Consider the following 22,006-nt stretch of genomic DNA (forward strand, 5'->3'; position numbering starts at 1 on the left):
ATATATGGCTTCATCATTGGAAAATAAACTACGACTATCCGAATTAAATAACCGAATTAAGGGTGTTCTCCAGGAGGCTTTTCCAACTACTGTCTGGGTAATTGCCGAAATATCCGAGATGAAGGTAAACCGAAGCGGGCATTGTTACCTGGTACTGGTGGAAAAGGATGAAGATTCAGATGAAATCCGGGCACAGGCGCGTGGGACCATTTGGTCGTACACTTTTCGAATGCTTCGGCCATTTTTCGAGACGACTGCCGGGCGGGCTCTTTCTGAGGGGATGAAGGTGTTGGTGAATGCTTCAGTTGAGTTTCATCCGTTATATGGTTTTAGCCTGAATATCCGCGATATCGACCCAACTTACACATTGGGTGATATGGCGCGAAAAAGGCTTGAGATAATCAACCGGTTGAAAGGAGAGGGCATATTCGAAATGAATAAGGACCTGGAATTACCCATGGTTCCACAAAAAGTTGCGGTTATTTCTTCATCTACGGCAGCTGGTTATCAGGATTTTCAAAATCAACTAAATAACAACGCTTACGGTTACCGGTTTTATACGCATCTTTTTCCGGCGCTGATGCAGGGAAATCAAGCCAGTGAATCAATTATTGCAGCGCTGGAACATATTTACCTGTACGAAGATTTCTTCGATGTGGTAGTAATCATTCGCGGTGGAGGTTCTCAGCTCGACCTAAGCTGTTTCGATGACTATGAACTGGCCTTTCATATTACACAGTTTCCTCTTCCGGTGATAACCGGTATAGGGCACGAAAAAGATGATACCATCAGCGACATGGTGGCGCATACGCGAATGAAGACGCCGACGGCCGTAGCCGAATTCCTGGTGGCCGGTGTCATGCAGTTCGAAGTACACCTCGATGAACTGCAGCAGGAGTTTGTCAATTCGGTGGAAGAAATTATGACGGAATCGCGACAACGACTCGATAATGCGGTTAAAACCTTGAAACCGGTCGTTCAGCAACTGCTTTTTAACCGGCAAAAGAAGTTGGGCCGATATGTATGGCAGATGGAAAGTTCGGTCATTGAGATATTGCGAAACAATAAATACCGGTTATCCCGGAAGAAGGACGAGATAAGGGAATTGTCCGGGCGACTAATTCATGACAAGCGGTACAAGCTTGATGGATATCGTCATTTTATTAGTCGGGCTTCGGTTCAACAGCTCGAAGAAGGAAAGTTACGGATGGATGCATTGTTGGAAAAGCTTAAAAGACAATCGAAAAGTTGCTTTTCCACAGAGCGAAACCAATTATTACTTGCCGAAAAAAGAAATGAGCTGTTGAATCCGCTAAAGATTCTGAAGCGGGGTTATTCAGTTACTTATCATAATGGAAAAGCATTAAAAGAAATTGCCCAGCTACAGGAAGGCGATGAAGTTCGGACGATGCTGTCTGAAGGTACGTTCACGAGTACTGTGTTAGGGAGAAAAGAAGGAATCAAAAAAAATAAGTCATGACAAAGAAGAAAATTTCATACAAAGAAGCGGTTAATGAAATAGAAGAGATACTGGAGCAGATGGAAAGTGAAGAACTTGATGTGGATCAACTTTCTGACAAAGTGAAAAGAGTATCCTATCTGATTAAAGTATGCAAAGACCGGTTACACCAAACGGAAGAGGAAGTTGAGAATATCCTCGATCAAATGGATGATAATTAATGTCTGGGTTATTGGGAATAGAAGCTTTTCGAGGCTATTGAGCGTAAAATCAAAACTAGCGAAAATATTGCATTGCGCATTTGTTGTTTACCTACAATCTTGTATTTGATTGAACCGGCATGCTTTAAAATATGTTATAAATGCTATTATAAATGAATATTGAAAATAAAATGCTTGCAACATAGCTATAAGTGTTGTAATTTTGGCTCGATAGTATTCCAAATACTTCACATTTCTGATAGCAGCATATTTAAAATTCTAAAAAATGGCCGACTCAAAAATTGAATTATCGTTAGGTTCATTTCGTTTCTCGTGCGAGGGCGAAAAGGAATGGGTAGAAGTACAGTTAGGACTGGTTCTTGACCGTGCTCCTGCTCTGTTAAGTTTAGGGAGCGAGGTAGCAACAACTTCAGCAGGGGAAGAAGTTGCAGAAGTATCAACCGAAGAAGCCCGTCCGGTAACACGCCGTGGTCGTAAACCACGGGAAGTTAAGGTGAAAAAACCTGTATCGGGTGATCCGTTGTTGGATTACCTTAAAGAGAAAAAAGCTGATAACAATCAGGTACGGAAATTTTTGGCTACCGCAGTTTATCTGCACTCACAGGGAGCTCAGAAATTCTCAACACCGATGATTTCAAAGAAATTGAAGGCTGCCGGAATTCCAAAGCTTTCAAATGCCAGCGACTGTCTGAACAAGAATGTGAAGAAAGGTTTCTGCATTAAGGAAGATAAAGAGTTTGTATTGACAAACGAAGGTATCCAGGCCATTATTGGCGATGCCAATCAAGTTTAAAGATTAAGAAAACCCGCATCAAGCGGGTTTTCTTATGTATTTTTTCAACTCTGTTTTAAAATCTGGCTCGAATCCCGGCCAGGTAATTGATACCCGCCTGCGGATAATATCCATCCATCTTTTTCCTCACACCATTTTCGTAATAGGAGTAAACCCACGCATTGCTTTCGTACATGGCATTAAAGATGTTGTTTACCATAACAGAAAGGGTTAATTCCTTGAATAGATTGGTGGGTATGTGAAAATCGGCTTTCAGGTTACTGAAAAAGTAGGCATTCAGTTTTCGTTGGCCCGACGAAGTATTGTCGATGTATTGTTTTCCAACGTAATGAGCAGACAGGTTAACAGAAAATGCGTCAGCTGGTTTCCAGCTTAATTTACTTCCTGCTACCACATCTGGTGAAAAGGCAATATCCGTGTTTCCAAGGTAATTGGAAACCTGCTGCCCCCAGTTATCCCAATCGTCAACATATTCGGTGAAATTTTTAATCTTATTTCTACTAAAGGTTGCATTGGCATCCCATCGCAGTGTTTTGCCAATTTTCCAACCTGCCGTTAACTCGATTCCCGCGCGGTAACTGTCGGGGCTATTGGTCATGATCGCAGAACCAACATCGTTGATTTCCCCTGTCAGGATAAGCTGATTCACATAATCCATGAAGTAGAGATTGACACCAAAAGCGAAGTCCGTCGACCGAAAATTATAACCCGCCTCATAATCGTTCAGCGTTTCCGAAGTAGGTAAGGGCCCGTTTGGATTAGCGTCTTTATAGTTGTCACGGTTGGGTTCACGATGCGCCTCAGCAAAGGAAACATACATTTTATTCCGGTCGTTGGGCGTGAAATATAGCCCTATTTTCGGATTAAAGAAATCGAAGTAGTGATTTTGGGTTAAGTTGCGCAGATTATCGTCATTGCCATCAATTTTATAGCTGATATGCCGGTACTGCATATCAATATAGGCATTCAGTTTTGACGAGAATTGATGGTTCAACTTGCCATATACGTTATAATCCGTCTTAAGTCCCGTGGAATAGTACCATTGGTGGTTAATTGGATTTTCGCCGTAATATTGAGCCCAGATTACTTTACCGAAGTGTCGGCCATCGTATTGGTTCCATGCACCACCCAATGTCCAGTTGTTTTTGGCCTTGTCGTAATTTAGTGAAAAGGTGGTTCCGTAAAAGTCATTGTCCAACCACTTCCGGCGAACTAAATCAGTGGATTGTACCTGGGTGCCACCGCTGGCCGGAGGCGTCATCAGGTAATCCGAAAAGCTTTGATCCGGCTTGTATTCTTCGTAATAGCCACGGCCGTATGTATAGTGCAGTGCGGCGTTCAGGTTAAGATACTCGTTAAAACGATGAGAGTAGAGCAATTGATAATTATCCTGCCAGTAATTGTCGGTTTCGTTATTGTAGTAATGCACCTTCCCCCGGGAGTCGGTATACTCGCCGGCCGGATTATATCTGCGGTTTGTAGCCAGTATATCCGATGGTATTCCATACCATGCCTGGTATGTTTTTTCTACACCTGAGAAGATGTTGGCCTTCAGGATTGAGTTGGCGGTGTAATACCCACCTGAGACATAATATGATTTTAAATCAGACCATCCCCGGTCGATATAGCCGTCAGAAGTGATCTTAGAAAGCCGGGCATCGAACGAGAATTTACCATTTAACAAACCGGTTCCGGCCGATACTGTGTTTTTGAAGGTGTTGAAAGAACCGGCAGAAGAATTGACTTCTGCGTAAGCATCTTTATTTAGGTTGTTGGTTTGCATGTTGATGGTTGCACCAAAAGCTCCGGCGCCATTGGTTGATGTCCCCACACCACGCTGAACCTGCACATTTTGGAGTGACGAAGCCAGGTCGGGCAAATCTACCCAGTACACTCCATGCGATTCGGCATCGTTTACCGGAATTCCATTCACCGTTACGTTGATACGATTGGCATCGGTTCCCCGTATCCGGAAACCGGTATAGCCAATTCCAGTCCCGGCGTCGGATGTTGTCACCAACGAAGGTGTCATGCTCAGCAAATAGGGAATATCCTGTCCCATGTTCTGCTCTTCAATGCTTTTTTTCGTTACATCAGAATAGGCGATCGGCGTTTTGTTGCCTGCCCGCGTTGCCGAAACGATAACCTCATCGGCCAGCACAGCCGAAGGCTTCATGGTAATGGTGACTAAATCTTTTTCCGGGAATGTAATTTTACTGGAAACTGGTTGGTAGCCCAGGTAGGAAACCTGAAGCTCATAATTCCCCGGTTTTAATCCGTCAAAACGGAATTTTCCGTTTTGGTCTGTCGGCATCCCGGCAAATGTGTTCTCAATAACAACATTGGCCCCAATGAGCGGTTGGCCCTTTTCATTTTCCACACGTCCATTCAGTGTGTTCTGTGCATTCGCTGAAAAGAAAACCAGCAGCAGCATCCATAAAAAAAGAAATTTTTTCATTTTAAATCGGTTTTTAGATGAATAAAAACCAATGGGAGTAGAGTACACATGTTCCCTTTCCGGAATTACCCGGACAGGTTCAAAGGGTATGTTCTCAGCCTGAAATTTAAGGCACCCCATTGTTTGAAAGCAATACAAAGGTATTGAAATATTTAGAATCTGTATGAATACGAAACGGGAACTAATAGGTTGCGTCATAACAAAAGTCGGGGATTCCATAAAATCAACGCAATAGGGGTACGTAAATAAATCGTAAATACCGATAAGGGATGGATACTTCATACCTGAATTAGGAATATTGCGCATATTCCTTTTTACTTAGCCGGAGTTTGAGCGCTCCAAAATTGCTCCGGTGCAAAATTGAAGTAAAAAAGAAAAAAGGGCTGGTTTTTTGCCAGCCCTTTTTTCTTTTATGTCACGTTTCCCTTATGCGTTACTTGGAATTTTCAGTTTCTGTCCGGGACGTAGGCTCTTGGCATTACTGATGTTATTCATTTTCATGATATCGAAATTGGAAATCCCGGGAAATTTCCGTGCAATCGTCCAGAGATTGTCGCCTCTGCGTACCGTGTAAATGGTATATGGTCCGTTTACATCTACCGTTGAAGAAACGGTGTTGTTTTGAGGAACTTTACCTGACTGTTTTTGCGCAAGGGTCATGGAGTTGTACTGTTTGTAATGCGCTCCTTTACCTTTTGGTACGTAAATAACCAATTTTTGTCCAACGCGAATCAGGTTGCGGCGAATGTTATTCCAATACCTGAGCTCGGACGCTCTTACATGGAACCATTCAGCAATAAATCCCACATTATCGCCTCTTTTTACGGTGTAGTAAACTTTGTCTTTGCCTGCGACGTCACCTGGGGTGAAATATGAATAATGCCTGCTGGGAACAACGATTTTGTTGTTGGGGAAAAACTTATCGCGGTTATACGCGAAAACAAACGATTCTTTGTCGATAAAATCAGAAATTTTATTGGCCGGAATCTTCAGCGTGTAAGGCTTATCCGGTTTTGCCGGAATAATATCCCTGCGATATTGTGGGTTTAAATCGCGAAGCTCGTCTACCGGAATATTCAGTACAGTAGAAACCTGCTCAAAAGCAAGGTAATTGTGAACCTGAATGGTGTCGGTGACAATATCGAATGAAGGCCCGGTGGGAGCCAAATGATGCTCTTTTGCATAATTCATGACATATGCAGCGGCAATAAATGCAGGCACATAACCACGGGTTTCGCGTGGAAGATGATAATAAATTTTCCAGTAATCCCGTGCTCCACCCGAACGGCGAATTGCTTTATTTACATTTCCGGGGCCACAGTTATACGCTGCAATCACCAAATGCCAGTCGCCATAAATATTGTACAGATCCTGCAGGAACTTGGCTGCCGCTTCGGTCGAATTAACCGGGTCGCGACGTTCGTCAACATATGAATTGATCTCCAGTCCATACATTTTACCTGTTCCATACATAAACTGCCACAAACCGCAAGCTCCGGCGCGGGAGAAGGCTTTTGGGTTTAATGCCGACTCGATGATGGCCATATATTTCAGCTCAAGCGGCAAATTATACTTGTCGAGGATTTGCTCGAACATCGGGAAGTAATAATTAGCCAGCCCCAACATGACCTGGACCTGGTCGCGCCGTTTAATGGTATAAAGAGTGATGAAATTCTTGACTGTATTGTTGAAAGAGAGATCAATGTACGAATCAATATTCTGAAGCCGGTTAATGTAAACAGAGTCCGGAAGTGCTTTTCTCAGTGAATCAGGTAGGGTATTATAGCTGAGACTATCGAATTCGAAGGCATTCTGGACATACCAGGTATTGACCATCGAATCGAGTTTTTGGGCTTCCAGCTCACTTAAATCTTCGTCCGGAAGGGTATAGGTTTTGTCGTAACCATTATCGACCGTGTCGAGTTTGGTAACAGCAATAAATTTTGCCTTCTTTAAATCGTAATCGCGGCTGGTTTTGGAATCGTCCTTAGCAATCAATGTTGCCGGGAGCAATCCCGCAAACGCCACGAGTAAGGTAATTTTTTTCCACTTTCCCATCATATCATTCTCTAAAATTTGATGTTGACCTTTACGCCAACTGTTTGCCTGCCATAGAAGTTCATAGGTAGAGGTTCTACCCTCATACTTAAATCATCACTGATGTCATAATCAAAAAAGTTAGCGTCAACGCTTGCATCAATGATATTCAACACATGCAGTGCAAACATACCAATAATTGTTAAATCCCTGTTTCTCCGATAAAAATCTTTGCCGCTTTGCAGCTGCTTGGTTACATAAGTAAAATGAGTAGGGTTGGTCAGATCGATAGAGGGATTATTGATGAATTTATCAAGGTATGCCTTGTCTTTATCTGACAATTGGCTTGGACTACTATACTGTGATATAGTACGGTAGGCATCGAAATAGTCGTTGTACAGATTATTGTTCCAACTGAAACCGTATATCAAACCTGCGAAACCTCCGTAAATAATCGGAAGTTTCCAGTATTTGCCATTATATATCTGCCCAAGACCTGGAAACAGGGCTGAATAGATGGATGCTTTTTTCGGTGAATGTTTTTTCTTGTAAAGGCTCTCCGATATCTTTACGCTGTCATTCACCGTTTTCCGCACCTGTGCCTGGCTTGCTAAACTACCCCCTAACAGGCATATAATAATAAGTAGCCCCGATAAAAATTTTTTCAAAATGTCGATTCTTTTTTCCGACACAAATTTAGGAATTCAGTCTGTCAAAAATGCCAATGATCCGCTCTAATTCCTTTGGATCGGAAAAAGGGATAACAATTTTGCCTTTTCCTTTGTCATTTATTTTAAAATCGACACTGGTATTGAAGTATTTTTCCAGGTGTGTTTTCAATTCACCATATTCTTCAGGGAAACTTTGCACTTTCTTGGGTTTAGCGTTTCCTTCACCGTCGTCTGAATTGATTTTCCGAACGATTTCTTCCACTTTGCGTACCGAAAAATCATACTTAACGATTTGCTTGAAAATCATTACCTGCGTTTCCGGTTCGGCAATGTTTACTAAAGCACGGGCATGTCCCATGCTGATTTCCTGCTCACGAATACCTTTTTGGATAAGAGCGGGCAGACGCAACAAGCGCAGATAATTTGATACAGTGGAACGCTTTTTCCCAACACGCCCGCTCAGACTTTCCTGTGTAAGCTGGCACTCTTCAATAAGTCGCTGATAACTGAGGGCTACCTCAATTGCATCAAGGTCTTCACGCTGAATGTTTTCGACCAAAGCCAACTCCAGCATCTCTTCATCACCGGCTTCCCGGACAAAGGCAGGAACCTTGTCCAAACCAGCAAGCTTCGCTGCCCTGAATCTCCGTTCTCCGGCGATGATTTGGTACTGGTCATCGTTTAATTTCCGAAGTGTTAATGGCTGAATAATTCCAATTTCGCGAATAGAACTTGCCAGTTCTTCGAGTGCGTCCTGGTCAAAATTAGTCCTGGGCTGAAACGGATTCGCCTGAATTTTTGATAATTCAACTTCATTCGATACTGAGATTACTTCCTTTACCTGGTCGGCATCATCAATCAAAGCACCCAGTCCTCTTCCCAGAGCATTTCGTTTGGCCATAATTCAGAAATTAAATAATGATTAGTGTTGATTTTATTGTTCGACAGCTTGTTTACTGTTGAGTTTTGTGATTTCGTTGTTTTGCAATAATTCACGGGCCAGGTTCAGGTAGCTGACAGCACCTTTCGAACTGGCGTCGTATGAAATCGCCGGCACACCATAACTAGGAGCTTCCGACAACTTAATGTTCCGTGCAATAATGGTTTCGAAAACCATATCCTGAAAATGCCGTTTTACCTCTTCATAAACCTGGTTCGACAGATTGAGACGGGCATCGTACATTGTAAGAAGGAATCCTTCAATTTCGAGTTGTTGATTTAACCGGTTTTGAATGATTTTAATGGTATTGAGCAGTTTCCCCAATCCTTCCAGCGCAAAGTACTCACACTGAACCGGGATGATTACTGAATCGGCAGCTGTTAATGCGTTCACCGTAATCAATCCGAGAGAAGGAGAACAGTCAATCAAAATAAAATCGTAATCATCGCGGACTTTCTCCAAAACATGTTTCATCACCATCTCTCTGTTTGGTCGGTTAAGCATCTCAATTTCTGCTCCAACCAAATCGATGTGTGACGGAAGAAGTTCAAGATTTTCTGTTTCTGTCTTCAGAATTGTCTTGTGCGGATCGACGTCGTCCACAATACATTCGTAAATGCTTGTGGTTACGTTGCGAACGTCGAATCCTACACCAGATGTCGCGTTTGCCTGGGGGTCGGCATCGATAATCAGTACCTTCTGCTCCAGTACAGCAAGGCTTGCCGCAAGGTTGATAGCCGTAGTTGTTTTACCCACGCCCCCCTTTTGGTTCGCTAATGCAATAATCTTTCCCATTACGTTTGTTTTGGATTAAGAATGTTCGTCAAATTTAAAAATTTACATGTAAACAGATAAATGAAGAACGGAATTGCCGGTGGTTGATTGTTAATAACGCCCTCTTTATTAACAATTTTTTGAGAGGAGGGGAATGGTGGTCTTGATAATATTCAGTTATACAGCGAATAAACAATTCAATTTTGCGCGTGGAACGTTGATAAATTTTCTGTGTGGAACATCAGTGCCGTTGATGTGATATTCATTATCCTAACTTTTAAAAGGAAGGCCTACATCGGATCTACATCGGTGTTGATTTGGACTCCGGAATTTCCCGGTTGGGTTTTGACTTCCTCCAGGATTTCCTGCAGTTTTTTCTTGGCACTGACGATGGAAATTTCACGTTCAATTTTTAGCCAGAATTGTTTGATATACCAGTTTTGTATTCGGTTAATTACCGGATCCTCCGGTCCCAAGACACGACTACGGAAAGAACGTTTCAGCCTGGTCGCCAGTTGATTGGCAATTCGTTCCACTTCGCGCTTGTCGCGATGTTTCAGCGCCAGGCCGATCAAACGGTAGTAAGGGGGATATTTGAAATGCTTTCGCTCGGCCAGCTGTCCTTTATACATTCCTTGATAATCATTTTCGATAACTTGCTGAATGATGTGATGGTCTGGTTCAGATGTCTGAATAATTACTTTTCCCTGACGATATTTCCGGCCTGCACGACCGCTCACTTGCGCCATTAGTTGGTAACTGCGTTCGTAAGCTCTGAAATCAGGGTAATTGAGCAGGTTGTCGGCATTTAGAATTCCGACTACACTAACGTTCTGAAAATCGAGTCCTTTGGTAACCATTTGTGTGCCAATCAGGATATCGATTTTCCCTGAATCATAATCGTGAATAATCTTCTCAAATGATTTTCGTGCCCGGGTTGTATCTAAATCCATGCGGGTGACCCGGGCTTCCGGGAAAATAAGGGAGACTTCGTCTTCAATCTTTTCGGTCCCGAACCCTTTGGTGTTAATTTCATTGCTACCGCAGGCCTGGCAATTGGTTGGGTGATGAATGGTATACCCACAATAATGACAAACCAGCGAATTGTTGTGTTTGTGGTAGGTCAGGCTAACATCGCAATGTTTGCATTTGGGAACCCAGCCACATGTTTTACATTCGATGAACGGAGCAAAACCACGACGATTCTGGAACAAAATAACCTGCTCATTTGCTTCCAGGGCTTTTTCAATCTCTTCGAAAAGCAATGGAGTAAAGTGTCCCCGCATCTGCTTTCGCTTGTAGGCATCCCTGAGATCGGCCGTAAGAATTTTTGGCAATTCAATTTGCTGAAAACGTTCCGACAGTTCTACCAATCCATATTTTCCCGAAAGGGCATTGAAGTACGATTCGATAGCGGGTGTGGCAGTACCCAATAAAACACGGGCACCTGTCAGATGGCTTAAGACGATAGCCGCATCCCGAGCATGGTAACGCGGGGCCGGATCGAACTGCTTATAGGAATTTTCGTGCTCCTCATCCACAATGATTAATCCGGGGGACCGGTATGGAAGAAAGACGGAAGAACGGGCACCGATAATAACCTGGTATTGGTTCTCGTCGGATTCCGGATCGAAATTGAGCACTTTGTTCCAGATTTCCACCCGTTCGGCATCGTTGAAACGGCTGTGGTAAATTCCGGCTTTATCGCCAAAAACCTGTTTCAGCCGCTGTACAATTTGAGTCGTCAGCGCAATTTCGGGGAGGAGGTATAAAACCTGTTTGTTCTCCCGTATGTATTTTTCGATTAGTCGGATGTATATCTCTGTCTTTCCGCTGGAAGTCACTCCATGCAGTAACGTAACCTGTTTCTCCTCCAGGTTTTGCTCAATTTCGGCGTATGCCTTTTCTTGTGCCTGGCTTAATTCAAATCCTTCCCGGATGTTTCCGGCGTATTGGCTGAGGCGGTCGATCCGTCTTTCAGTAAGTTCAAATACTCCCTTTTTTATAAGTGTATTCAGCGTAGCGGTAGTTGTTCCTACTTTTGCCAGCAGATTTTTTTTGCTGTATTCCCGAATAGCCTCTTCATTTCCGAACCGGGTGTATTCCAGGAACCGCATCAGCAATTCCTGCTGTTTGGGCGCACGGGACAAATCATCAACCAGTTCTGTCAACCGGCTTTTGCCGGAATACTCTTCTGCCAGTCGAATATAGGTCTCTGTCCTGGGTTTGTAGCTGGAACGTAGCGACTCTTCTACTGAGATAGCGCCACGGTTTAATAGTGACTTGATGACCGAATAAGCATTGCCTTTTTGGTCAGTACGGTTCAGGTCCGAAACTGACGATATTTTCCGGTTACGGAGGAAGGTTAAAATAAGACGCTCCCGGGAAGACAAGTTGTTTTTATCTTCCTCAAATTCCGGATTGAAAATAACCCTTGTTTCACTTTCCAGTTTTAATCCGGACGGAAGAGCTGCTTTCATTACTTCGCCCAACGAACAGTGATAGTAAGAGGCAATCCATTCCCAAAATTCGAACAATTCCGGATGAATGACTGGTTGTTTGTCCAGCACTGTTTCAATGGATTTGATCTCATAGCCCGATGGTTCTTCGTTGTGGATTCGGTGAACCAATGCGGAATAGAACTTTTTCTTTCCAAACTGAACAATGACGCGCACCCCCGGCTGTAGCTTACCATTCATCCCTTCCGGAACCGAATAGGTAAATTTCCCCGGTAACGGAAGTGGGAGGATAACATCGACAAAGTGTTGAGGGTGGTGTACCATTGATGCAAAAACAGTTTGAAGCAAAACTAATTGATTTCCCTAAAGAACAAAAAAGCCGGAGAAAACTCCGGCTGATGTGTATATATTTTCAGATGTGACAAAATTAAATAGAGAGCATTCGCAGTACTCTTAGCAGGTGTTGGTTGATCGATTTTTCGTTTTTGATGGCTTTATTGAAAGGTACATGAACAATTTCATCGAATTCAATACCCACCATCACACTTTTCTGATCGTCGAGAAGCGCTTCAATTGCAGCAACGCCCAGCCGGCTGGCCAGGATACGATCGGAAGCGGTTGGCGAACCACCGCGCTGTACGTGGCCTAAAACGGTTACACGAACATCGTATTGCGGATATTTCCTTTCAATTTTTGAAGCGATACTAAAAGCACCGCCAGCTTTATCGCCTTCAGCCACTAAAACGATGGATGACTTTTTATTTTTATGGTATCCTGTTTCGATGTAGGTTTCCAGCGTTCCAATGTCAGTATCAAACTCGGGAATCAGAACAGCCTCTGAACCGGCGGCAATTCCACCATTCAAGGCCAGGAAACCGGCATCGCGGCCCATTACTTCGATGAAGAAAAGACGTTCGTGAGCAGTTGCCGTATCACGAATTTTATCGACTGCCTGAACGATGGTGTTAAGTGCCGTATCGTAACCGATGGTGAAATCAGTTCCGAACAGGTCGTTGTCGATGGTTCCGGGTACACCGATGATGGGGAAATTGAATTCCTGGGCGAAGATACGGGCGCCAGTAAAGGTTCCGTCACCACCGATAGCCACCAGGGCATCGATGTTTTCTTCCTTCAGGTTTTGATAAGCCTTTTCGCGTCCTTCTTTGGTCATGAACTCCTTACTCCGGGCCGATTTTAAAATAGTACCGCCCAACTGAATGATGTTGCTCACATCACCGGATTTCATGGTCTGAAAATTCTTGTTGATCATTCCCTTATAGCCATAGTAAATTCCGACTATTTCGCGGCCAAAATAAATGGCGCTTCGGGTTACCGCACGAATGGCGGCATTCATTCCGGGAGCGTCACCGCCCGATGTTAAAACGGCTATTTTTTTAATGCGACAGTCGTTGTACATATCGGGGGCAGGCATGCTGAGAATATTCTCCTTCATTTTGTAGAAATTTGAATTTGAGCCAAAAGTAACGTTTATGACGACTTCACACCAACACCCTATGTTTAATTTATTATAAATAAAATCACTATTTCGTGAGTGTCCTGGCCCTCTCAGCCACATCTTCCATCAAATGCCAGGGGGTGGAAGTGGCTCCGCAGATACCAACTTTTTCGATATTTTGAAACCATTCCGCTTCCAGTTCTTCCGGAGACGAAATGAATTTTGAATTTGGATTGGTTTCCTTGCTGATTCTGTACAACATTTTTCCGTTAGAGCTTTTTCGTCCGCTGACAAACAGGATTAAATCAAAACGGCGGGCAAATTCCCTGATACCGGGAACACGGTTGGAAACCTGCCGACAAAGCGTATCGTGAATGATGACGTCGGTACCCCGCTGTTTAATCTCTTCAGCCAGTTTGTAAAAGCCATCCATGTCTTTCGTGGTTTGGGAGAAAAGCTCTACCGGGCGATTGAAGTCAATGCTGTCTAAATCATCGGCGGATTCGATGACAACTGCTTTATTATTCGTTTGGCCTACCAAACCATTTACTTCAGCATGTCCTTTCCGTCCGTAAATGACTACTTGTCCGCTACGTGCTTCCTGTTCAGTCTGGCCTTTTCTGACTCTGTCCTGTAGTTTCAATACGACGGGGCAGGTGGCGTCTAACAGGGTGATGTTGTTTTTACGGGCATGTTCATAAGTGGAAGGTGGTTCACCGTGGGCGCGAAGCAGCACAGTACAGTCTTTTAACTGAAAAAACTGGCCGTGATCAATGGTAATTAAGCCCTTCCGGGAAAGGCGTTCCACTTCTGCATTATTGTGAACGATATCTCCAAGGCAATACAGACTTTCCTGGGTTTCCAGTGTTTTTTCTGCTTTCTGAACCGCGTTCACCACGCCAAAGCAAAATCCCGATTTGCTGTCAATCTCAATTTCCATTGCGGTTCAATCTTTCCATTACTTTCTCATATGCCCAGTCCAGTTGTTCATCTGGTGTAACATAGCTGTTGTCTAGAACTATAGCATCGTCCGCTTTTCTGAGTGGACTCTCTTCCCGGTTCTCATCAATGTAGTCGCGCTCAATTACATTGGCTTTTATCTCTCCAAATGAAATGTCTTCGCCTTTGGCTTTTAGCTCGTGGTAACGGCGTTGGGCCCTCACTTCCGGTGATGCCGTCATGTAAATCTTCAGTTCGGCATCAGGGAAAACCACTGTTCCGATGTCACGGCCATCCATGACGATCCCTTTCTCCATGCCCATTCCCTGTTGCAGGGCCACTAAATGTTTTCGCACTTCGCTAATGGTAGCAACCGGGCTGACATTCCGGGAAACCGGCAACTGTCTGATTTCTTCTTCTACGTTTTCGCCGTTGAGGTAAGTTTCGCTTTCCCCGGTAACTTTATTATATCGAAAAGTAATTTTAATCTGATGGAGTTGTGCTGTTAGTTCGGCTTCATCTACTTTGCCGTTGGCAATTAAATTGTTGCGAAGGCCGTAAAGGGTAACAGCACGGTACATGGCACCTGTATCGATGTAAGCATAATTCAATCGTGATGCCAGCGCTTTGGCCAGCGTGCTTTTACCGCAGGAGGAGTGGCCATCGACAGCGATGACTATTTTCTTATTTTCAGGCATGTTGTTCTCGGTTTGCAGGGCAAAGATAAGTTTCTTGATGAAGAAACGGAATGGAATATCTGCTGAATCAAGGGAGGAATTGGGAAAGGTTGGTACTGATGGAGAAATGATGTGACGCACCGGCAATGTGATACGAGGCAAGTCCGTAGCCCAGGTTAAATTTAGAAACGCGAACGCCAAATCCGGCAGAAAAGCCAACCATTCCCGGGCGAGACTCGACCGACAGTTCTTTTCTCCGTTGGTGGTTGTAGCCAAGGCGAATCGTGAAATTTTTACTGGGCAGCAATTCTGCACCAAAGATGAGGTGCCGCATCACTTTGGAAATACCACTCTCGGAAGTTGTACCCGTTAATGGCGAGGTTGTCGTTCCTGAAGTCGTTTCATTGTAGGTTAAATTCCAGTTGGTAAGATGATGCGCCGTAACCATGAGCCGGAACGGTGCATGTTCCAGTCGTTTTGAAAATCCAAACTGCAAGTCGAATGGGAGTTTTTCGTAATTCCCATCCTGGTAATACGTTGTGATTTGTGTGCCGATATTTTTGGCCACCAATGCAATGGTGGATTGATTATCCCGTCCGGAAAGGATAAGCCCGGCATCCACCGCTAATCCAAATGAATGATACGTTTCGAGAACCGAATAAATAGGTTTGATGTTGATTCCTCCGCGCAAGCGGGGCGTTATCTGTTTTGCCCAGTAAATGTTCAAAGCGTACTCGGCTGCCCGGAAGGTTCCGGTAATGGCGCCGTCTTCGCGGGCTTCGATGAATTTTCCGTAGTCGATGAAATGGATGCCGGTAGCTACTGTCCCGATTTTGTTGAGGTGCCAGGCATAGGATGCATAACCGAACTTGATGTCCGAAAAATAATCCACATAATTCAGGACAAGTTGATTGCGCATCGTGTCTCGCAACAATGCCGGATTATGAAAAACCAGGTCTAAATCATTATCGTCCAATGCTACCTGATAGCCCCCAAGAGCCGCAGATCGGGCAGATGTTGTCAAGTCCAGAAAACGATATGTTCCTTCACCGCCTACCTGGCCATGTGCCATCCGGGATGCAAGAAGTAATAATACAATTAGTAGTCTGGTTTTCACGTAAGCCTGAATTATTCGTGTCTGTTAGCAGTCGTTCCCTTCCGGGAAACCACAATGATTATGCTAAGATATGTTTTTTGAGGCAGTCGAATTACTGGAATGCCTCGTCGTGCAAACGAGCTACGACACTATCGAGCTGTTTGGGTTTCTTTTTTCTCATCTGGGCGAAAAACTTGCGGGTCTGCACCTCATTGCGCCGGGACAGTTTCCGGGCACTCTTCGCGTTTACTTCAATGTACTTCATCCTGAATATTCTTATACGCTTTTTTTCTGATCTTCATTTGTGCCAGGAATAAGCCGGCAATCACAATCGAAATTCCGGTCATTTTTTGGAGCGAGAGTGTTTCTCCCAGAATCAGCCAGGCAAAAATTGCCGTAAATACCGGAATGCTATTCATAAAAATATTGGCTTTGTTGATTCCTAATTTTCCCACACTGTAGGTGAAAAACAGGAAAGCAAAACCCGAAGCAAAAATAGCAAGTTTCAGTATCGCGATAAGCGAATCGACATTGGCCGGCGTATGTATGAAACTCTTCATTTCGAATGTCAACCAAAAAGGCAGAAAGTAGAAAATACCAATAAAGCTTTGGTACGTTACAATGCTGGTCGTGTTATATTTTTTTGTCAGTCCTTTCAGAACAACAGTATAGCCGATGGTGGCCGCCACAGCAACAAACTCCAGTGCAATTCCCAATATTGAAGCCGATAGATTTTCGGAAGTGTCGAGAACAACCACGGTTACCCCGGCAAAGGAAAGGATGATTCCGAAAAAGGCGCGGACCGATATTTTTTCTCCGTGAAAACGGAATGCAGCCAGTGGTGAAAACAGGGGAATGGTCGCTACAATGACAGCTGCAACGGTACTGGCAGCATATTTCAGGCTAAAACTTTCGCCCATGAAATAGAGGAAGGGTTCGAAAAAGGCGAGCAGGATAAATGCTTTCCAGTCTTTCCGTTCAGGTTTCATTAACCTGCCTGTTAGTTTGGTATAGGCAAACAAAAGCACAGTGGCAATTACCAATCTGAAAAATACGGTGGTCAGCGGGCCATATGCCTGGTAAACAATTTTTACCCACACAAAGGAAATGGCCCAGAAAGCCATTGCCATAGTAACGGCCAGATAGACAACTATCTTGTTTTTCACAGTTTTTGCATTTTGAACCGCAAATGTATCCATATTTTTACAAGCGATCCAAGATAGTAATCAGTTTATTGATAACTGAAAATTGGCAGTGACTCAGGGGGGAAATTTTTTTAAAACCAGCCGAATTCAGGAATCTTGCTTAGTGGGTTCTTTTAAGTGATAAAAGCATTTTCAGGGGAAATCCACGAAAGAAAAAAGTACAGCTTCAAGAAAGGGGATAAAAAAACCGGGCTTTTGCCCGGTTTTGGTGGAAAGCTCTATCTAATTACGACTTTGTTGGTAAAGTGGCTGGTCTCAAAGTCGAAATGAAGAAAATAGATGCCTTTTTTGAGGTTTTTCATTTTATTCTCTTCCGGAGCGTGGCCCCGTTCCAAATTTCTTGTGGAAATCTTTTTCAGGAATAGAACTTCGCCATCGATGTTAAGCATTTTGACTTTCATGAGCGAACGGTTTTGGGCGGTTAATTAATCGTTTTGGATGACTCGCTGTGATAAATTAAAAGTATTGCATTGAAATGGCCAACTTTTTTTGACGAACGGTCGATTTTTAGTGGTGAATGTTCAATTTCGTGTGGCGAATGGAAAATTGGCACATGGTTATTGTTGAAAGTACAATACGGGAAAATTGTTAAATTGAGGGTGAAATTTCAAGTAAAACGGATGAGGAAATTATGGGAGAATGAAATATAAAAAACCGGCTTCCGAATATTCAGAAGCCGGTTTGAGTGGGGTGGAAGATGGGACTTGAACCCACGACCCCTGGAACCACAATCCAGTGCTCTAACCAACTGAGCTACATCCACCATTTTTCGCGATTGCGGATGCAAATATAGATAATGTTTTTTGATTGCTGCAAATCATCAGAAAAAAAATATTGGGGAAAATCAAACTTTCCATTTCATTGCTTTATCAAATAAACCAAGGCCGGCAGAATGTTTCTAGTAAGCGAAAGTGGTTTGTTGATAAAGTCAATTTTTCATCCGGCAGAGAATCATTAAGTTTGATCTTTCAGGTAAGCAATAAGAATTTAGATTTTGACTTTGAAAGAGAATTGGGATAGCGAAAAATCGTTGCAGGTTTTTCAATTGCTCCGTTTCGGAATGTTGGTTCTGATCGGGATTTTGTTGACACATTCGAAGCTGAGTGTATCGGAAATCGGGCAATACGAATCGTTCCTCTTTTGGGCAGGGATGGCCAGTTTTTTCTGGTTAAACGGGTTAATACAGGGAGCGCTACCGATGGCCGGATCAGAAGAAAAGGAGGCAGTCGGAAGGCAAAAATCTCCATTCCTTTTTACCGTGTTCTTTGTCCTTTTGGTATTCTCGACTTTTACCGCTCTTATGTTTACAGTATTGTACCAAGCCGGCCTTCTTTCATTTTTACGTGGTCATGCCTTGTATTGGTTTCTTCTTTTTGTTGTCTTCGGGATACCGGCAAACCTGACCGTTTATATCTATTTGCTCGATAACCGTCCGGGTGGAATGCTGCGATACGGATTCGGTATTTTCGGGCTACAGCTTATGTTAATTTTGATCGCTTTAGTATCGGGAGAAGGTATTGAAATAATATTGAAGATACTTGCCCTGGTTGCATTGCTTCAGTTCTCGTGGCTGGTCAGATTGGTTCTTCGTTATTCGTCCGTTATATTCTCAAGAGAGCTTGCCCGAAAACTTTTGATCCGTTCATGGCCACTCATTTTAGCTACGTTACTAAGCGGTTCGGCACAATATATCGATGGTTGGCTGGTGACCCTTCGTTTTGGTTCGGCTACATTCGCCATTTTCCGTTTTGGTGCACGCGAACTTCCGTTGGTTGTGCTTATCGCCAATGCCTTTAGCAATGCGATGTTGCCCAAATTGGGCAAGCCAGCTGGCTTGTCATTGCATCTTGATGAAATCAAAGTGCGTTCGGCAAAGATGATGAACTGGATGTTTCCACTGTCGGCTTTGTTAATGATACTTTCGCCCTGGATTTTTCCACTTATTTTTAATCCGGCTTTCGCCGAATCGGCTTCTATTTTCAATATTTACCTGTTGCTGATTATTCCACGATTAGTTTTTCCACAAACCATCCTGAACGGAATTGGGAAAACGACAATCATCAGTAGGGCAGCTGTGTATGAAATTCTTATCAATGTAGGGTTGAGCATTTTATTGTCATTTCCTTTTGGATTGGAAGGGGTTGCCTTGGCCACGGTCATCGCATATCTCTTCGAAAAATGCTATCTTGCTTACTGGCTGTACCGTCTCGAAGGAATAACGGTGACAGCTTATAACGACTGGAAGAGACACCTGCTGTTTTCGGCAGGAATATTAACTTTGTTCCTTATGATTGAAATTGTCATAAATTGAAAAAATGGAATACCTGCTTGATAATCGACAAATCGAAAATACCTACCAGGAAATTATCCGGAGGATATGGCCAATTAAGAATGGCGCGGTTGCCGAAATGATGACCAAAAGAGGACTGGAATACAAGGTCAATCTCGGCGCTTCGATTGTTTCATTGCGGCTGTTGGCGGAGAATTACTCCAAAAATCATTTGCTGGCCCTGAAGTTATGGAACAAGCAGTGGCGGGAGACCATGATTCTGGCTACCATGCTGGACGAACCTTCTCAGGTTACCGAAGAACAAATTGATTACTGGGTAAAAAGTCTTCCAACCATCGAAATGGCGGAGCAAGCTTCTATGAATCTGTTCGTATTTACTCCTTTCGCTTTTCAAAAAGCGAGGGAGTGGTGTCTGGAGAAAAAGAACCTGGTAAAAATGACAGGTTTGTTAATGATGGGGCGTCTGGCGCTGATGGATAAAACCACGGGAGACGAAGCTTTCGAGTCATTTTTTGAAGTATTGCCACCGCTCTCCAAAGACCCGGAATTGTCCAGCATTTTTATCCGGTCGTTTACACATATCGGTCGCAGAAATATCAGTTTGAACAAACTGGCTATCATGTTTGCGCGTACATTACAAACCATCGGTTCGCCGGTGTCGCAAATGGTGGCCGGAGAGATTATTGAAGAACTGGAATCCGATTATATCCGGGAAATGCTGGACGAAAAAGCGTGAACGATTCAGGGAGTTGGTTCAGGTAAAATCAAAATATTGAAACTGACAATTTCAATTTTTACTCTAATTTAGCAGATAAAATACCAAGTCAAGAAATATGCAAATCAGGGAAGTAAACGATAAACAAACACGCAAGCTTTTTCACAAGGTAGCGCACGAGGTGTATCGTGGCGACACAAATTGGACGCCTCCGTTGGAAGCTATGATTGACAATACGTTCGATCCGCAGAAAAACGTTTTCTACAAAAACGGCGATGGTACCCGATGGGTTTTGACGGATGACGATGGTAGATTGCTGGGGAGGGTAGGGGCTTTCATCAATGGAAACAAAGCCTATACTTTTCAGCAGCCAACAGGAGGAATGGGATATTTCGAGTGTGTGGAGAATCAGGAAGCTGCGTTTTTATTGTTCGACACGGCAAAAAACTGGCTCAAGGAACGCGGTATGGAAGCAATGGACGGGCCAGTCAATTTTGGTGAGAACCTGTTAAACTGGGGGTTGTTGGTTGACGGTTTTGTGCCGCAGGCTTTTGGAATGCCCTATCACAGGCCTTACTACCGCGATCTTTTTGATGCATACGGATTTAAAGTTTATTTTGAGCAATACAGTTACCATCTCGATCATAAAAAGCCTTTTCCCGAACGATTTTGGAAAATTGCTGGTTGGGTAGCGCAAAAGCCCAATTATCACTTCGAACATGTTCGGTTTAGCAATATTGAAAAATATATTCAGGATTTTACCAAGATCTATGATCAGGCGTGGGCGCACCACGATAATCATCAATCGGTTGATTTGGATGATGTCCGGGGAATGGTTCGTCTGGCTAAATTTATTGCTGATGAAGAATTTCTTTGGTTTGCCTATCACAACGATGAGCCGGTAGCTTTCTTCGGGATGATTCCTGATTGGAACCAGGTTCTCATCAAGCTCGACGGCAAAGTCAATTTGAAAAATGTGCTGAAATTCTGGTACTATAAAAAGAAGAGAACGATAACCCGTACCCGGATTCTTATCATGGGCGTTGTTCCGAAGTTCCAGGGTTCCGGTTTGGAGTCAGCCATCTTCTGGCACCTCGACAAAGTGATGAAGCGGAAGTATTGGTACAATGAAATTGAAATGTCGTGGGTCGGCGATTTCAATCCGAAAATGGTGGCCATGTATAAATCGGTTGGTGGTGTTCATGCCAAAACGCATTATACGATGCGTTACCTGTTCGACCCGGACCAGCCGTTTGAGCGTGCACCCAAATTGATGAAAGATGTACGTCTTTTACGCGAAGAACGCAAAAACAAAGAGAAAAACGAAGCAACTGGACCCAAGAAAAAAGGTTGATTTCAGTTCAGTTTCAGGATATTATTTAGACAAATCTTTTGTTGAATTCTTTTGCAGATTTCTTAAGTATATATATCTTTGCAAACCGTTTGGAAAAGTAAGAAATTCAGAATAAGATATTAAACGAGGAAAAAATGAAAAAGGGAATACATCCGGAAAATTATCGAATGGTGGTCTTCAGGGATATGTCCAACGGACATACATTTATCACCAAATCGGCTGCCCCTTCACGGGAAAATGTTGAAATTGATGGTGTTGAGTATCCGCTGATTAAACTGGAAATCTCAAGTACCTCTCACCCTTTCTATACTGGTAAGATGAAATTGGTTGACACAGCTGGCCGTGTTGACAAGTTCATGAACCGTTACCAGAAACACATGGACAATAGAAAAAAGTAATCGACTTTTAGTATATGAAGGAAGCCCCGTAATCATTACGGGGCTTTTTTGGTGTTAGACATTC

General features: G+C 43.5%; 20 protein-coding genes, 1 tRNA gene and 1 riboswitch. Of the genes, 7 read left to right on the forward strand and 14 right to left on the reverse strand.

Features of this window, described 5'->3' with window-relative positions:
* Positions 1 to 4 precede the first annotated feature (4 nt).
* From xseA to GJU82_RS16220, 3 genes are all read left to right on the forward strand, one after another.
* Positions 5 to 1,480 (forward strand): exodeoxyribonuclease VII large subunit, encoded by a 1,476-nt coding sequence (xseA, locus tag GJU82_RS16210; RefSeq protein ID WP_153633107.1) that lies wholly within the window; start codon positions 5 to 7, stop codon positions 1,478 to 1,480.
* Positions 1,477 to 1,680 carry an exodeoxyribonuclease VII small subunit gene (gene xseB, locus GJU82_RS16215; RefSeq protein WP_153633108.1) on the forward strand — a complete coding sequence of 68 codons (204 nt, stop codon included), beginning with the start codon at positions 1,477 to 1,479 and terminating at the stop codon, positions 1,678 to 1,680. Before xseA ends, xseB begins: the two co-directional genes overlap by 4 nt.
* A 265-nt stretch (positions 1,681 to 1,945) precedes the next feature.
* Positions 1,946 to 2,473 carry a hypothetical protein gene (locus GJU82_RS16220; RefSeq protein WP_153633109.1) on the forward strand — a complete coding sequence of 176 codons (528 nt, stop codon included), beginning with the start codon at positions 1,946 to 1,948 and terminating at the stop codon, positions 2,471 to 2,473.
* Between the two features lie 55 nt (positions 2,474 to 2,528).
* Here the strand turns inward: GJU82_RS16220 and GJU82_RS16225 are convergent, their stop codons facing one another.
* The 14 genes from GJU82_RS16225 to GJU82_RS16290 all read right to left on the reverse strand — a co-directional run bounded on the left by GJU82_RS16225 (position 2,529) and on the right by GJU82_RS16290 (position 17,948).
* Entirely contained in the window at positions 2,529 to 4,931 is a 2,403-nt protein-coding gene (locus GJU82_RS16225) for a TonB-dependent receptor (protein ID WP_153633110.1), read from the reverse strand.
* 33 nt (positions 4,932 to 4,964) lie between these two features.
* Positions 4,965 to 5,060, reverse strand: a riboswitch (TPP riboswitch).
* 297 nt (positions 5,061 to 5,357) lie between these two features.
* Complete coding sequence (locus tag GJU82_RS16230) at positions 5,358 to 6,992, reverse strand: lytic transglycosylase domain-containing protein (protein WP_153633111.1); 1,635 nt, start codon at positions 6,990 to 6,992, stop codon at positions 5,358 to 5,360.
* 8 nt (positions 6,993 to 7,000) lie between these two features.
* A complete protein-coding gene (locus GJU82_RS16235; protein ID WP_153633112.1) occupies positions 7,001 to 7,636 on the reverse strand; it encodes a DUF5683 domain-containing protein in 636 nt (211 codons plus the stop codon).
* Between the two features lie 28 nt (positions 7,637 to 7,664).
* Positions 7,665 to 8,540: a ParB/RepB/Spo0J family partition protein gene (locus tag GJU82_RS16240; RefSeq protein WP_153633113.1), complete on the reverse strand. Its 876-nt coding sequence runs from the start codon at positions 8,538 to 8,540 to the stop codon at positions 7,665 to 7,667.
* A 33-nt stretch (positions 8,541 to 8,573) separates the two neighbouring features.
* On the reverse strand, positions 8,574 to 9,374 hold the full coding sequence (locus GJU82_RS16245; RefSeq protein WP_153633114.1) for a ParA family protein: 801 nt from the start codon (positions 9,372 to 9,374) through the stop codon (positions 8,574 to 8,576).
* A 269-nt stretch (positions 9,375 to 9,643) separates the two neighbouring features.
* Positions 9,644 to 12,136: a primosomal protein N' gene (gene priA / locus GJU82_RS16250; RefSeq protein WP_153633115.1), complete on the reverse strand. Its 2,493-nt coding sequence runs from the start codon at positions 12,134 to 12,136 to the stop codon at positions 9,644 to 9,646.
* A 103-nt stretch (positions 12,137 to 12,239) separates the two neighbouring features.
* Complete coding sequence (gene pfkA / locus GJU82_RS16255; RefSeq protein ID WP_255474001.1) at positions 12,240 to 13,265, reverse strand: 6-phosphofructokinase; 1,026 nt, start codon at positions 13,263 to 13,265, stop codon at positions 12,240 to 12,242.
* Between the two features lie 88 nt (positions 13,266 to 13,353).
* Complete coding sequence (locus tag GJU82_RS16260) at positions 13,354 to 14,208, reverse strand: 4-hydroxy-3-methylbut-2-enyl diphosphate reductase (protein WP_153633116.1); 855 nt, start codon at positions 14,206 to 14,208, stop codon at positions 13,354 to 13,356.
* A complete protein-coding gene (gene cmk / locus GJU82_RS16265) occupies positions 14,198 to 14,905 on the reverse strand; it encodes a (d)CMP kinase (RefSeq protein WP_153633117.1) in 708 nt (235 codons plus the stop codon). The genes GJU82_RS16260 and cmk overlap by 11 nt, the downstream gene beginning before the upstream one ends.
* 67 nt (positions 14,906 to 14,972) lie before the next feature.
* The gene (porQ, locus tag GJU82_RS16270) at positions 14,973 to 16,001 is read right to left on the reverse strand and encodes a type IX secretion system protein PorQ (RefSeq protein WP_153633118.1); all 1,029 of its coding nucleotides are present in this window, start codon (positions 15,999 to 16,001) and stop codon (positions 14,973 to 14,975) included.
* A 91-nt stretch (positions 16,002 to 16,092) separates the two neighbouring features.
* Positions 16,093 to 16,245: a hypothetical protein gene (locus GJU82_RS16275; protein ID WP_153633119.1), complete on the reverse strand. Its 153-nt coding sequence runs from the start codon at positions 16,243 to 16,245 to the stop codon at positions 16,093 to 16,095.
* Positions 16,232 to 17,146, reverse strand: coding sequence for a DMT family transporter (locus GJU82_RS16280; protein WP_194831086.1), 915 nt, complete (start codon positions 17,144 to 17,146; stop codon positions 16,232 to 16,234). The genes GJU82_RS16275 and GJU82_RS16280 overlap by 14 nt, the downstream gene beginning before the upstream one ends.
* A gap of 257 nt (positions 17,147 to 17,403) precedes the next feature.
* Positions 17,404 to 17,586, reverse strand: coding sequence for a hypothetical protein (locus tag GJU82_RS16285; protein ID WP_153633121.1), 183 nt, complete (start codon positions 17,584 to 17,586; stop codon positions 17,404 to 17,406).
* A gap of 285 nt (positions 17,587 to 17,871) precedes the next feature.
* Positions 17,872 to 17,948, reverse strand: a tRNA-His gene (locus tag GJU82_RS16290).
* A 237-nt stretch (positions 17,949 to 18,185) separates the two neighbouring features.
* Between GJU82_RS16290 and GJU82_RS16295 the strand changes: the two genes are divergently transcribed.
* The 4 genes from GJU82_RS16295 (at position 18,186) to GJU82_RS16310 (ending at position 21,942) form a co-directional block, all read left to right on the forward strand.
* Positions 18,186 to 19,496: a polysaccharide biosynthesis C-terminal domain-containing protein gene (locus GJU82_RS16295; RefSeq protein ID WP_153633122.1), complete on the forward strand. Its 1,311-nt coding sequence runs from the start codon at positions 18,186 to 18,188 to the stop codon at positions 19,494 to 19,496.
* 4 nt (positions 19,497 to 19,500) lie between these two features.
* The gene (locus GJU82_RS16300) at positions 19,501 to 20,211 is read left to right on the forward strand and encodes a hypothetical protein (RefSeq protein ID WP_153633123.1); all 711 of its coding nucleotides are present in this window, start codon (positions 19,501 to 19,503) and stop codon (positions 20,209 to 20,211) included.
* Between the two features lie 97 nt (positions 20,212 to 20,308).
* Positions 20,309 to 21,544: a GNAT family N-acetyltransferase gene (locus tag GJU82_RS16305; protein ID WP_153633124.1), complete on the forward strand. Its 1,236-nt coding sequence runs from the start codon at positions 20,309 to 20,311 to the stop codon at positions 21,542 to 21,544.
* A 134-nt stretch (positions 21,545 to 21,678) separates the two neighbouring features.
* The gene (locus GJU82_RS16310; RefSeq protein WP_153633125.1) at positions 21,679 to 21,942 is read left to right on the forward strand and encodes a type B 50S ribosomal protein L31; all 264 of its coding nucleotides are present in this window, start codon (positions 21,679 to 21,681) and stop codon (positions 21,940 to 21,942) included.
* The last annotated feature ends 64 nt before the right edge of the window (positions 21,943 to 22,006 follow it).

The sequence above is a fragment of the Prolixibacter sp. SD074 genome (genome assembly GCF_009617895.1).
Classification (GTDB): Bacteria; Bacteroidota; Bacteroidia; order Bacteroidales; family Prolixibacteraceae; genus Prolixibacter.